Origin of the sequence: Trebonia kvetii (genome assembly GCF_007827045.1) — a bacterium.
GTDB lineage: Bacteria > Actinomycetota > Actinomycetes > Streptosporangiales > Streptosporangiaceae > Trebonia > Trebonia kvetii.
In genome coordinates this window covers 1,017,590-1,030,759 of record NZ_RPFW01000001.1, presented here as the reverse complement: position 1 = coordinate 1,030,759, position 13,170 = coordinate 1,017,590, and the positions used below count along the sequence as shown (strand labels likewise).

General features: G+C 69.4%; 11 protein-coding genes. 7 read left to right on the top strand and 4 right to left on the bottom strand.

All coding sequences use genetic code 11. The features are described from left to right. The 5 genes from EAS64_RS04595 to EAS64_RS04575 all read left to right on the top strand — a co-directional run bounded on the left by EAS64_RS04595 (position 1) and on the right by EAS64_RS04575 (position 5,326). Complete coding sequence (locus EAS64_RS04595) at positions 1-348, top strand: hypothetical protein (protein WP_222848988.1); 348 nt, start codon at positions 1-3, stop codon at positions 346-348. Between the two features lie 6 nt (positions 349-354). Further along, positions 355-1,872 carry a class I adenylate-forming enzyme family protein gene (locus EAS64_RS04590; RefSeq protein WP_145851418.1) on the top strand — a complete coding sequence of 506 codons (1,518 nt, stop codon included), beginning with the start codon at positions 355-357 and terminating at the stop codon, positions 1,870-1,872. Positions 1,873-1,989: 117 nt separating this feature from the next. Continuing rightward, positions 1,990-4,200, top strand: a complete 2,211-nt coding sequence (locus EAS64_RS04585; RefSeq protein WP_145851417.1) for an alpha-galactosidase — start codon at positions 1,990-1,992, stop codon at positions 4,198-4,200. An 89-nt stretch (positions 4,201-4,289) separates the two neighbouring features. Beyond that, on the top strand, positions 4,290-4,790 hold the full coding sequence (locus EAS64_RS04580) for a helix-turn-helix domain-containing protein (RefSeq protein ID WP_145851416.1): 501 nt from the start codon (positions 4,290-4,292) through the stop codon (positions 4,788-4,790). Then, positions 4,787-5,326 carry a DUF6036 family nucleotidyltransferase gene (locus EAS64_RS04575; protein ID WP_145851415.1) on the top strand — a complete coding sequence of 180 codons (540 nt, stop codon included), beginning with the start codon at positions 4,787-4,789 and terminating at the stop codon, positions 5,324-5,326. The genes EAS64_RS04580 and EAS64_RS04575 overlap by 4 nt, the downstream gene beginning before the upstream one ends. Positions 5,327-5,515: 189 nt before the next feature. Here EAS64_RS04575 and EAS64_RS04570 read toward each other — a convergent pair whose 3' ends face one another. The 4 genes from EAS64_RS04570 to EAS64_RS04555 form a co-directional block, all read right to left on the bottom strand. Continuing rightward, entirely contained in the window at positions 5,516-7,576 is a 2,061-nt protein-coding gene (locus tag EAS64_RS04570; RefSeq protein ID WP_145851414.1) for a beta-galactosidase, read from the bottom strand. Further along, positions 7,573-8,472: a carbohydrate ABC transporter permease gene (locus tag EAS64_RS04565; RefSeq protein WP_145852345.1), complete on the bottom strand. Its 900-nt coding sequence runs from the start codon at positions 8,470-8,472 to the stop codon at positions 7,573-7,575. The genes EAS64_RS04570 and EAS64_RS04565 overlap by 4 nt, the downstream gene beginning before the upstream one ends. Beyond that, positions 8,472-9,452 carry a carbohydrate ABC transporter permease gene (locus tag EAS64_RS04560; RefSeq protein WP_145851413.1) on the bottom strand — a complete coding sequence of 327 codons (981 nt, stop codon included), beginning with the start codon at positions 9,450-9,452 and terminating at the stop codon, positions 8,472-8,474. Before EAS64_RS04560 ends, EAS64_RS04565 begins: the two co-directional genes overlap by 1 nt. Positions 9,453-9,535: 83 nt before the next feature. Continuing rightward, positions 9,536-10,900, bottom strand: coding sequence for an ABC transporter substrate-binding protein (locus EAS64_RS04555; protein WP_145851412.1), 1,365 nt, complete (start codon positions 10,898-10,900; stop codon positions 9,536-9,538). Positions 10,901-11,235: 335 nt separating this feature from the next. Between EAS64_RS04555 and EAS64_RS04550 the strand changes: the two genes are divergently transcribed. Continuing rightward, the gene (locus tag EAS64_RS04550) at positions 11,236-12,273 is read left to right on the top strand and encodes a LacI family DNA-binding transcriptional regulator (protein ID WP_145851411.1); all 1,038 of its coding nucleotides are present in this window, start codon (positions 11,236-11,238) and stop codon (positions 12,271-12,273) included. 122 nt (positions 12,274-12,395) lie between these two features. Beyond that, complete coding sequence (locus tag EAS64_RS04545) at positions 12,396-13,142, top strand: IclR family transcriptional regulator (RefSeq protein ID WP_145851410.1); 747 nt, start codon at positions 12,396-12,398, stop codon at positions 13,140-13,142. Positions 13,143-13,170 lie beyond the last annotated feature (28 nt).

Here is a 13,170-nt window from a genome sequence, read left to right as displayed (position 1 = left end):
TTGACATCAGAAGCGGGAACGGTGGACCTGAAGCCGGGGTCGCGCTGGCGCAGTGCGGTCTGCGACACCGAGGTCGTCGTCGTGCGAGCCCCCGCCGGGCCGGTGACCTTCCACATCGGCGGCGCAGAGGTAATCCCCGCCGACGCCGGCCAGGATCGTCCTGGCCGGAACCGCGGGGGTGCGCAGCCGGACGCGGCGCTCGCCGGCGGCACCCTCCTCGGTAAGCGCTACACCGACGAGGCAACCGGGCTGCAGGTGCTGTGTGTCAAGCCGGGGGAGGGCACCATCACCGTGGACGGGCGCCCGGCGACGGTCGTGGCGCCCAGGCAGCTGCCGGCCTCGGACTGACCGCGCATGAACATCGCACTGCTGCTTGAGATGGCCGCGGACGGCGCGGGCGAGCGCATTGCGCTTGGCCCGCGCTCCGGCGGTACCAGCTACCGTGAGCTGCTGCGCCTGGCCAGGAACTCGGGGAAGTGGCTCGCGTCCAAGCCCGGCCCGCGCGCCGGGCTGCTGGACGGCAACTCAGCGGCTGTCCCGCTGCTGCTGTTCGGCTCGGCGCTCGCCGGAAAGGCATTCGTGCCGGTCAGCTACCGGCTCGCCGCCGATCAGCTGCACGCCGTGCTGGAGCGGCTCGGTCACGGTGTCCTGGTCACCGCCCCGGATGCGGCGCTGCCCGTGCCGCTCCCCGAGGGACTTGCGGTAATGGCCCGTGAGCAGTTCCTCAGCGAGGTGCGCGACGGCGCGTCGGACTCGCCTACCGGGATCCCGGCTCCGGAGGATATCGCCGCACTGCTGTTCACCAGCGGGACGACCGGCGCGCCGAAGGCGGCGGTCCTGCGCCACCGTCAGCTCGCGGCTTACATCATCGGCACCGTGGAGTTCCTCAGCGCCGAGCCGGGGGATGCGGCGCTGATCAGCGTCCCGCCGTACCACATCGCCGGGATCAGCGGGATTCTCAGCTCTGTTTACGCCGGACGACGCATCGTGCAGCTCGAGGCGTTCGAGCCGCGCGCCTGGGTGCGGCTTGTCAACGACGAAAGCGTCACGCACGCCATGGTGGTGCCCACCATGCTCAGCCGCATCCTCGACGTTCTGCTAGCAGACGGGGAACGGCTGCCGTCCCTGCGGCACCTGTCTTACGGGGGCGGACGGATGCCGTCCAAGACGATCGAGACGGCCCTGCGGCTGCTGCCGCATGTCGATTTCGTCAACGCCTACGGCCTCACGGAGACAAGCTCAACCATCGCCGTGCTCGACCCCGACGATCACCGCCGGTTCGCGGCCGGGGACGCAGCCAGCCGCCGTGGGCTGAATTCCGTCGGGCGTCCGCTGCCGAGCGTGCAGATCGAGATCCGCGGGCCAGACGGCAAGGCGGTAGGTCCCGGCGTCTCGGGCGAGGTGTTCGTCCGCGGCGAGCAGGTAGCGGGCGAGTACCTCGACGGGGGCCGCCTCAACGACGGCTGGTTCGCCACCCGCGACGCGGGTTACCTCGACGCCGACGGCTATCTCTTCCTTGACGGACGCCTGGACGACATCATCGTCCGGGGCGGTGAGAACCTCTCACCGGGCGAGATCGAGGACGTGCTCGTTGAGCATCCGGCCGTGTGCGAGGCAGCGGTCGTCGGGCTTCCCGACCCGGAATGGGGGGAGCAGGTGGTAGCCGTCGTGGTTCCCGCGGCGGGCGCGACCGCGGACGCCGCCCTCCTGCAACGGTGGGTGCGCGAGCGGCTGCGCAGCTCCAGGACCCCGTCGCGGGTGGAATTCGTCCCTTCGCTGCCGTACACCGAAACCGGCAAGTTGCTGCGCAGACAGATCCGCGACCAAATCCGCCGTGACCAGGTCGTCTCTCCCACGGCGCCGCAACGGTAATCACGCCCCCGTTCCGGATAAAAGCCTTGAATATCCCGAACGGGGGCGTGCTTACCCTTCCCCGGCACCATTCCCCTGCGGGACCACTGGCTACCAGCCTGTGCAACGCTGAGACCTATGCCAGCTACGTCCTCTCCACCGCCTGACCTGACCGCGATGCGGTCGGTCACCCCAGCGAACGGCCCTCTCCTCATCGCCGCGCTTGATCCGCCCGCCGGCACCGGGCTGATCCTGTTCCCAAGGCCGGGTTCGCTGCCCGCCGTCTGGGCCGGGCCGGTGCCCTCCGCCGGGCTGGACCCCGCCGACGCGGTCGCGCTGCTGGCCGCGGCCCGGCCGTGCACGCTGCTGCCCGAGCACGGCCTTGGCTGGTTCGGCCGTCCTGCACTGTCCGGCTACCGCCTGGACGCCGGCAGCTGTCCGGTGGCTGGGCGGGACTGGTCGCCGCTCTTCCGGCCGTCTGGCATTGAGTCCGATGGCCGCCGGGCCGTGGTCCGCGCCGAGGACGTGGCGGCCGGCCTGCGGCTGGTCACTGAGGCCGAGGCGGTGCAGGGCGGCGCGATCCGGGTCCGGCACACGCTGGAAAATACGGGAGCCCAGCCCTACGTGGTGGACCGCCTGGAGGTGGTGTTCCCGCTACCCGCCCGGGTCGGGGAGGTGCTCGACTTCACCGGCCGGCAGACGGCCGAGCGGATACCGCAGCGCCACCAGCTGGGCGACGGGCTCTGGCTGCGGGAGGGGCGCCGTGGCCACACCGGCCATGATTCGGCCACCGTCGGGGTGGCCGGGGAGCCCGGCTTCGGCTTCGGCCACGGGGAGGTGTACGGGGTGCACGTCGCGTGGAGCGGCAACACTGTGCACCGCGTGGAACGGCTGCCGTCGAGCCTGCTCGAGCTCGAGGGAGGCGAACCGCACCGCCTGCTGCCAGGGCTGACCACCATCGGTGGCGGTGAGCTGCCGCTGCCGGGTGAGATCACCCTGGCCCAGGGCGAGGCGTACACGACGCCCTGGGTCTTTCTCGCTGCCAGCCGGAACGGTCTTGACGGCCTGGCCGCGCAGTTCCACGATTACCTGCGCTCGCTGCCCGCCCACCCGCGCACGCAGCGGCCGGTGACCCTGAACGTCTGGGAAGCGGTCTACTTCCGGCACGATTTCGCTACGCTGGCGCAGCTCGCGGATATCGCAGCCGGCATCGGGGTGGAACGGTACGTGCTGGACGATGGCTGGTTCACCGGCCGCCGCAGCGACCGGGCCGGCCTGGGGGACTGGCAGGTCGACGAGGCGGTGTGGCCCGGCGGGCTGCACCGGCTCGCGGACCACGTGCGGGCCCGCGGCATGCAGTTCGGCCTGTGGTTCGAGCCCGAGATGGTGAACCCGGACTCCGAGCTGTACCGTGCCCACCCGGACTGGATCCTGTCGGCGGGCGGGCGGGTGCCGCCGCTGCAGCGCCACCAGCTCGTCCTTGACCTGACCAGGCCCGAGGTCGCCGACTACCTCTTCGGCGAGATCAGCGCCGTGCTGTCGCAGTACCCGATCTCGTACGTCAAGTGGGACTGCAACCGGGATGTCATCGATGCCGGCTCCGGCATGCACGCGGGCGCCCCGGCGGCGCACGCCCAGGTGCTGGCGGTGTACGCGCTGATGGACCGGCTGCGCCAGCAGTATCCCGATGTGGAGTGGGAGGCGTGCGCGGCCGGCGGCGGCCGGATCGACCTGGCCATCCTTGAGCGGTTCCAGCGGGTCTGGCCGTCGGACATGACCGACGCTCAGGCCAGGCAGTCGATCCAGCGCTGGACCGCACAGCTCGTGCCGCCCGAGTACCTCGGGGCGCACGTGTCCGCCCCGTTCTCACACCAGACCGGCCGGTACATGCCGCTGTCGCTGCGCTGCGCCACGGCCCTGTTCGGGCACATGGGCATCGAGTGGGACATCACCCAGGCGAGCAGCGAGGAGCTAGACCAGCTCGCCGCCTGGATCGAGCTGCACAAAGCGCATCGGGACCTGATTCACTCCGGGCGGGTGGTCCGGCTTGACACCGGTGATGACACTGCGTGGATGCATGGCGTCGTGGCGGCTGACCAGTCGACCGCGCTGATGTGCTACGTGCAGCTCGACGTGCCCAGGCACGATCAGGCGGTGGCTATGAGGATTCCCGGCCTTGACCCCGCGCGCCGGTACCAGGCGACCGACGTCACGCCCGGACATGAGGCGGGCCTAGTGAACGACCTTGCATCCGGTGTGGAGGCTTCCGGTGCGGCCCTGGCGGAGATCGGCCTGGCGATCCCGCCACAGCGGCCGCTGACCGCCGCCATCATCCTCATCCAGGGGTAGCTCCGCTTCTGCATCATGAATTCCCTACTGGGCATAGCGCGGCAGGCATTGGCGTTGTGTTTTTTGTGTTTTCTACGGATAATGGATTGATGGACTCGGACGATCTGATCCGCACTGGCGAGGCGGCAGTCCTACTCGGCTGCTCTCGTCAGCATGTCGTGGACTTGTGCGACTCCGGCAGGCTGCCGGCCGTGCGCGGGGGCGGATCACACCGATACGTGCGGCGTTCTGATGTGCTGGCCCTGGCGCGCCGCCCGCTGACACGGGAGCAAGAGCAGTCCCGCTGGCTGCACGCCGCGATCGCCAGCCGCCTCGTGGCCGAGCCCGACCTGGTGCTGGCGCGGGTCCGGGCAAACCTCGACCGATTCAGCGCCGTCCACGCCGGGACGATGGCCGCCCATTGGCTGGGACTGTGGCGCGACGCGCTGGACGCCGGACCGGACCAGGTCCTCACGGCCTTGATGTCTGAAACTCCGCAGGCCGCGGAGATGCGGCAGAACAGCCCGTTCACCGGCATCCTTCCCCCTGACGAGCGCCGCGCAGTGCTGGATTCCTTCCGGCGGCACTGGCGGGCAGGCCACGCCCAGTGACCCGCGAACAGCTCGCGCATGTGCTGCGCGCCGTGGCGCGGATTTCTGGAGAGCGCGACATCCTGATTATCGGCAGCCAGTCCATCCTGGGCAGCTACCCGGAAGATGCGCTCCCGGCGCGTGCCACCGGGTCCATGGAAGTGGACACGGCCTTCTTTACCGACCCTGACGGTGCGAAGGCGGACATCGTCGATGTCAACCTGGGCGAGTTCTCCGAGTTCCACAACGAGTTCGGCTATTACCCGCAGGGCGTCAGCGTCAGCACCGGCGTCTTCCCGGCCGGCTGGCGTGATCGCCTGGTCGTCTTCGAGACACCGGGAACCGGGCCGGGCCGCGGCCTGTGCCTGGAGCCGCACGACTGCATCCTGGCCAAGCTCGTCCGCTTCGACGAGAAAGACTTGGACTTCGCCGTCGCCCTCGTCAGAGCCGGGCTCATCAGCCTGGACGTCCTCGCCGAACGGGCAGGCACGCTCCCCGCGCACCCCGCCGTCATCGACCGCATCCAAAACTGGATCAACGCCATGCGATCCCGGTAGTGGCTGTGAATCAGGTACGCCGATAACTTGCGCGGAACGGCACTACCCGGCAAGAAGCCATCGGCCCAAACCAAACGACGCCAGGCGCGACGGGCGCTGGGGCAGCGAACGCAGGGCCGCTGAAACGAGCCGCCGCCAGCCCGTCGGGGCTGGCGGCGGCTCGGCCGCGGCTCGGCGGCCGGCGGCGGATCAGCCGTCCGACCGGCCCACCGCGCCGCTGCCTGGGTCGTCCCAGGCCAGCACCAGCACATCGCGTTGAGCGAGCACGGCGAGCGGTCCCACCTTGGCCCCGGTGAGCAGGTCGAGGCGCCTGGCACCGAGGTCGAGCTCGACCGGGCGGTCGAGGTGGCTGATGAGGAAGAGGTAGTCGCCGCGGCGGACCGCCTCCACACCATCCGGCAAGTCAGTCCACAACGTGACGCCCGCGTCCTGGCACGCCTGACCGATCAGGCGGCTGAGTGTTGCCCGGTCCGGGAGCGTGCCGACATAGAACGCTGAGCCCTGGCCGAACTGATGCCGGGTCACCGCGGCCCGGCCGCCGAGATGGCCTCCACGGAAGAAGAGCAGCGGACTTGCACCGCGCAGTTCGATAACGTCCTGCCAGAGCCGGCCGGCGGCAGCGGCGGCGGCCGTGCCTGAGCCTTCCAGGCGAACGGTCGCGCCGTCAGGCAGCGGCGCCAGTTCCTCGATGCGCAGGCCGAGCAGCTCCCGCCAGGGCGCTGGATAGCCGCCCAGGCGCACCCGGTCATGCGGATCGACGATCCCGGAGAAGAAGGTGATGAGGGCGGTGCCGCCGTCCGCCACGAAACGGCGGACGTTTTCCGCGCCCGCGTCAGTGACGAGGTAGAGCGCCGGCACCAGGACGAGCCGGTAACCGGACAGGTCGCTCTCCGGGTGGACGAAGTCGGCGTTCACCCCCGCCTGCAGCAGCGGCCGGTACACCTCGCCAAGCAGCTCGGTGAGGCGCAGGCTGCTGCTCGGATGCGAGTCGAGCTCAAGCGCCCACCAGTTCTCCCAGTCGAACAGGAGCGCTGCCTGGGCACGCACCGGATGGCCTGCGACCGGGGCGAGCCGCCGCAGGTCCGCGCCAAGGCCCACCACCTCACGCCAGACCCGGCTGTCGGTCCCGGCGTGCGGCACCATCCCGCTGTGGAACCTCTCGGCCCCGGCCGCCGCGGCGCGCCACTGGAAGGAAAGCACCGCGTCGGCGCCGCGGGCGACCGCCTGAAGGCTGAGCGCGCGGTGCTGCCCCGGCGCCTTCGGCGCGTTGAGCGCCCGCCAGTTGACGGCGCTGGGGGCCTGTTCCATCAGCAGCCACGGGCGGCCGCCGCCCGCCGACCGGGTCAGGTCGCAGGCCATGGCCGAGGCCACGTGCGCCTCGGCGTCGGCCGGGTCCGGATAGTTGTCCACGGACACCACGTCCATCCCGGCCGACCAGCGGAACTGGTCCACCGGCCGGAACAGCCCCATGAAGTTGGTCGTCACGGGCTTGCCAGGGCTGTGCGTGGCGAGCACCTCCCGCTCGGCGGTGTAGCAGGCGAGCAGCTCGTCGGAGCTGAAGTGCGCGAAGTCGAGCTGCTGAGCCGGATTGCGGAAGGTAGGAGCGGCGCGCGGCGGCTGGATCTGGTCCCAGCTCGTGTAGTCCTGGCTCCAGACCGCCCCGCCCCAGGCGTCGTTGAGCTGGTCAAGCTCCCCGTACCTGGCCCGGAGCCAGTGCCGGAAGGCAAGAGCCGACGTCTCGCAGTAGCAGGCGGAGACATGGCAGCCGTACTCGTTCCCGATGTGCCACATGGCCACGGCCGGGTGATCGGCGTAGCGCTCGGCCAGGCGCCGGGCGAGGTCGGCCGCCGCGTCCCGGTAGGCCGGCGAGCTGGGGCAGTAGTGCTGGCGCGAGCCGAAGGCCAGGCGCGTCCCGTCCGCCGTGACCGGCAGGATCTCGGGATGAGCGGCGACGAGCCAGGCCGGCGGTGAGGCCGTCGCGGTGGCCAGGTCGACCCATATCCCCGCGTCGGCCAGCATGTCCAGCACCCGGTCCAGCCAGCCGGCGGTCAGCTCGCCCGGGGCCGGCTGCAGCCTTGTCCAGGAGAAGACCCCGACCGTCACCAGGTTGACCCCGGCCTCGGCCATCAGCCGGACATCCTCGGCCCAGGTGGCTTCTGGCCACTGCTCCGGGTTGTAGTCGCCGCCGTAGCCGATGCCGCCAAGCTGCGGCAGGATTTGCCGGCCCGAGCCAGTCCGGGGTGCGCTCACAGCTTGACACCCCCCGCGGCCAGGCCGGACCGCCAGAAGCGCTGCAGCGACAGGAAGGCGATGACCAGCGGTATGACCGAGATCAGCGAGCCGATGACCACGTAGCTGACCAGCTGCGGTGCCTGGCCGTACTCGTTGTTCCAGGTGTACAGGCCGAGCGTCACCGGATACAGGTTGGTGTTGGACAGCATGACCAGCGGCAGGAAGAAGTTGTTCCAGATCGCCACGAACTGGAACAGGAACATGGTCACGAGGGCGGGCGACATGATGCGCAGCGCCACGGTCCGGAAGATCCGGCCCTCGCTGGCGCCGTCGATCCGGCCGGCCTCGATCAGCTCGTTGGGAATCGACGCCTCCGCGTAGACACGGGCCAGGTAGACGCCGAACGGGCTGACGAGGCTCGGCAGGAACACCGCCCAGTAGGTGTTGGTCAGCTCGACCTTGCTCATCAGCAGGTACAGCGGCAGCGCCAGCGCGGTGCCGGGGACCAGCACGCCGCCGAGTATGACCGAGAAGACGAGGTGCCGGCCGCGGAAGTCGTACTTGGCCAGCGCGTACCCCGCCGCCGCGGCAAGGACCGTGGCGCCCAGTGCCCCGACACCGGCGTAAAGCAGGGTATTGACCAGCCAGTGCCAGTAAATCCCGCCGTCATAGCTGAAGAGCCCGGTCAGGTTGGATGCGAAGCGGAACTGGCTGAACCAGAACCCCTCCGAGGAGTACAGGGTGCTCGGTCCCTTGGTGGAGGAGACGACCAGCCACCACGCCGGTAGCAGGAAGTAGACGGCACAGACGAACATGAAAGCGGTGGCCAGAATCCCCGACCGGCTGACCTTCGGCGCGGCGTGAGCCCGGGACCGTGCGGGGCGGACTAGCCGGGCCTCGGCACGCACCGCCATCACGCTGCCGCCCCGCGGCGCTGGATCAGCTTCAGGAAGCCGAAGGACAAGATGAAGGTGCCGACCGCGAGCACCACCGCGATCGCCGCCGCGTAGTTCGGGTTGTTGGCGGTGAATGCCTGCGTGAAGCCGAGCAGGTTAGGAGTGTAGGAACTGCTGATATTGCTGGTGATCGCGCGCAGTACCTGCGGCTCACTGAACAGCTGCAAGGTCCCGATGATGCTGAAGATGCCCGTCAGCACCAGCGCGCCGGACACCATGGGGAGCTTGACCCGGGTGGCCACCTTCCACTCGGAGGCGCCGTCGAGGCGGGCGGCCTCGTACAGGTCGGCGGGGATGGCCTGCAGGCCCGCGTAGATGATGAGCATGTTGTAACCCGTGTACTCCCAGGTGACGATGTTGGCGATGGACCACAGCGTGCTGTTGGTGCCGAGGAAATTCACCGTGCCGAAGCCGGCGTGCTGCAGTGTGGTCACGACGGGGCTCAGGCCAGGCAGGTACAGGAAAGACCAGAGGATCGCGGCGATGACCCCGGGAATGCCATAGGGCAGGAAGTACACGAGCCGGAAGAAGCGCCGGAAGCGGACCACCGCCGAGTCAAGCAGCAGGGCAAGGAGGGTGGCGAAGGCCAGCATCACCGGGATCTGGACCACACCGAACAGCAGGACACGGCCCACGCCCTGCACGAACGACTGATCGGAGAAGACCTGGGCATAGTTGGAGAACCCGGCGAACTCCGTCGTGGTGGAACCCGGACCAAGGCCGAGCCCCGAGACATGCACCTTGAGCAGGCTCTGGTAGACCGCGTACCCGATCGGCAGCAGGAAGAACAGGGCGAACAGCACCCCGAATGGGCCAAGGAACATGGCTGGCGCCCAGCCTGCCCCGCGGCGCAGCATCCTGCCCCGTGCGCCATTGGCGGTCGGGGCGGCCGTCGCCGCCCTCGCGGCGACAGGGGCCGCCGTGTCATCGATGGCCATATCAGCTCCTCTTTGTGGCTGGTCAGCATGCCCCGTGCCGGGGCGGGGCGCCCGGTCTGCTAGTCCCGGGCGCCCCTGGACGCTCAGCCCGACGTGACCGAGAAGCCCTGGGACTTCATCGTGGCGATGGTCTGGGACTGCGCCGATGTCAGCACCTGAGCGAGCGTGCCCGAGCCGCTTGCCGCCTTGCCGAAGCCGTCAGAAATCTGGGTGAAGGTCGTGCTCATGATCGGGCCCCATTGGAAGGAGGTGTTCACTAGCTGGCCGTTGGCCCGGAAGACGCTCCAGATGTTCTGGCCGCCGTAGAAGGCGACCGGCGAGTTCGCGGCGGGCAGCTGCTGGCCGGCGCTGTCGGCCGGGTAGATGCCGCCGTTGGTGATGAGGCCGTTGAGGCTCTGCTGGTTGGTGTTCAGCCATTCGGCGAACTGTGCGGCCTGGGCCGGGTGCTTGCTGTCCTTGAACACCACCGTGGTGGAGCCGCCCCAGTTGCCGTTGCTCTTGGTCGCGCCCCAGTTGGGCATCGCCGTCACTCGCCAGTCACCCTTGGTCGCGGCGGCGTTGGAGATCAGGGTGTTCTCTCCCCAGACCGCCGTCGGCCAGGTGAGCAGGGTGCCGTTGGACAGGTCGTTGTACCACTCCGCGGCGAAGTCCGGCTCCACCTTCACCAGGTGCTGGCTGATCAGCTCCTGCCAGTAGTTGGCGACCTGGGTAGAGGCGGCGTCGTTGATGGCCGAGACCCAGGTGTCGCCCGAGGTGTTGAACCACTTCGCCCCAGCCTGCCAGGCGAGGCCCGCGAACCACTGGGCGTCGTTTGCCGTGAAGGCGGCGATGTAGGCGTTTGGGTTGGCGGCGTGCAGCTTCTTGGCGTCGCTCAGGTACTGCGCCCAGGTCGTCGGCACGGCCAGCCCGTACTTCTTGAACAGGTCGCTCCGGTAGAACAGCCCCATCGGACCGATGTCCTGCGGGATCGCGTAGACCGCGCTGCCCTGGGACACCTGCCCCCAGGTCCACGGGACGAAGTCGGACTTGACGCTGGCGGCGCCGTACTGGGACAGGTCGACTAGGCCGCCGACGTGCTCGAAGTTCGGCAGGGTCGCGTACTCGACCTGGCCGAGGTCAGGCGCGTTCCCGGCCTGGAGCGCGCTGAACATCTTGGCGTAGCTCCCGGCGTTACCCGAGGTGACCTCGTTGACGTTCACCTGGATGCTGGGGTGGGACTGGTTCCACAGGCTGACGACCTTGGACATGCCAGGTACCCACGTCCAGAAGGTGAGGGTGACCTTGCTGCTGCTACTGCTGCTGCTAGCGCTGCTGCTACTACTTGAGGGAGCCGGGCTGCTGCTGCTGCAGGCCGCCAGTGCGAGGGCCCCCGCGGCGGCGGTGGCCGCCAGCAGGAGCTTGTGCCGGGACCGGGATCTGTTCCCGGTGGCTGGGGTCAACGACGTCATTGTGTGCTGCCTCCTAGACTCCTCTGGCCGCGGGCCGCGCGCTGCCAGGGCGGATAAACTGTGCCGTCCCTGAGGCCCTGCTCTGGTACGGTGTCGGGTCTCAGCGAGAGGGAGTGGCGGGCGCCGGAGGTCCTTCACTGGGGGTGAACCGGGCCCGGTCCCTGCCACGCCTGTCTCGCTAGGGACCCTGCAAGCGGCCGCCCGGCTCGCGGCGCCGGGCGATCGCTGAAAGTTTGGGAGCGCTTCCAAGCTTGTTGCCGTGGACTCTAGCAGGCTAGATTGGCGAGATCAACGATGAATTGGAAGCGTTACCAAATGAGGGTTAGGATGCCCCGGTGAGCACTTCGGCCCAGGAGGGCGCCGCGTCCCCGCGCCGACGGCCCACGATCGATGACGTGGCCCGGCTGGCCGGCGTCGGCCGCGGGACGGTCTCCCGCGTGATCAATGGCGGCCACAATGTGCGGCCGGCGGTACGCGACGCCGTGAATGAGGCGATCGACGCTCTCGGCTACTCGGTCAACCAGTCGGCCAGGAACCTGGCCCGCGGCCACACCGGATCGATTGCCTTCGTCATCTCTGAGCGCCAGGAGCGGCTGTTCGAGGACCCCAACTTTGGCCTCTTCGCCCGGACTTTCTCCCGCCAGCTGCGGCACAGCGGGCGCCACCTGCTGATAACCAGCGCCGGAGATGAGGAGGAAGAGCACTTCCTCGGCGACTACCTCACCGTCGGTCACGTGGATGGAGCGCTGTTGGCGCTGACGCACGACGAGGAGCCGCTGCTCCCGCGCTTGCAGGCAAGCAAGCTCCCGTTCGTGGTCCTTGGCAAGCCGCTTGGCTTCGAGAAGGCCTTGTCCTGGGTGGCGATCGACGACGAGAACGCGGCGTTCACCGTCGCGAGCTTCTTGGCGGGAAAGGTGGAAGGGGCTATCGGGACGGTGACCGGCCCGCTGCAAACCAGCAGCGGGCTTGAGCGCCTCGACGGCTTCCGGCGTGCGCTCGGCGACCGGTACCGCCCCGATCTGGTGGCCACCGGCGACTGGTCGCTGCACAGCGGGCGGCAGGGGACCGAAATGCTGCTCAGGAACCACCCCGGGCTGCGGGGCCTGTTCATCGCTTCTGACCTCATGGCGGTCGGTGCGATCGGGGCGCTGCGCGCGGCCGGGCGGCGGGTGCCGGAGGACGTCGCGGTCGTCGGCTTCGACGACTCTGCCGCGGCCACCATGGCCGAGCCGGAGCTGACCACCATCCGCAACCCGATCGAGCGGCTCGCCATCGAGGCCCTGCGGATCCTGGACGATCAGATCGCGGGGCGCGTCCGCTCGCCCGTCCAACTCGTGCTGGGCAGTGAGCTCGTCGTGCGTTCCTCGGCTTGAGGGGTTGTCCGGCGCGCCCCACCGCCGTCACTAGCCTGCCGCGGGGCCGGTCACCGCCAGGGCGCTCCATCGCGATGCCCTGATGGCGTTCGGCAATCCCGAATGCAGGGTAATCTGATGTCGTGGCGGAAACGATCCAGTCGGTCGAGCGTGCCGCGGCGATCCTCAGGCTGCTGGCCTCCGGCGGGAGGGCGCTGAGCCTGGCGGAGCTGGCCCGCGGGATGAACCTGCCTAAGGGCACACTGCACGGGATAGTGCGCACGCTGGTCGGTGTCGGGTTCGTGGAGCAGGATGAGTCCACGGGCAGGTACCGGCTTGGTCCTGCCCTCCTTCATCTCGGCAGCAGCTACCTGGACGTCAATGAGCTCCGCTCGCATGCCCTGAACTGGGCCGACGCGCTTGCCGGGCGCAGCGGCGAGAGCGTGTGGATCGGCATGCTGCACGAGGACCAGGTCCTGGTGATCCATCATGTCTTCCGGCCCGACGACAGCATGCAGGTACTGCAGGTCGGCATGCTGCTTGCCACCCACGCGACGGCCATCGGCAAGGTGCTGCTGGCCTTCGATCCCTACGCTGAGGCCTGCATGCCGCTGCTGGCGCTGACCAAGAAGACGATCGTCAGCGCGGCAGCGCTTGAGCTGGAGCTGGAGCGGGTGCGGGCCCGCGGCTGGGCCGCCGAGATCGAGGAGCTGGAGGAAGGTGAGGCGGCGATTGCGGCGCCGATCAGGGACCAGCGGGGCCTTGCCGTCGGCGCGATCGGCATCCGCGGCGCGATCGAGCGCCTCATGCAGGGCGACGAGGTGCGGATGGAACTGGTCTCCTACGTCCGCGACGCGGCCCGCGCCATCACCCGCGACCTGTCCCGCTGATCCCGCCTCAGGGCCGCGGCTTCCGGCG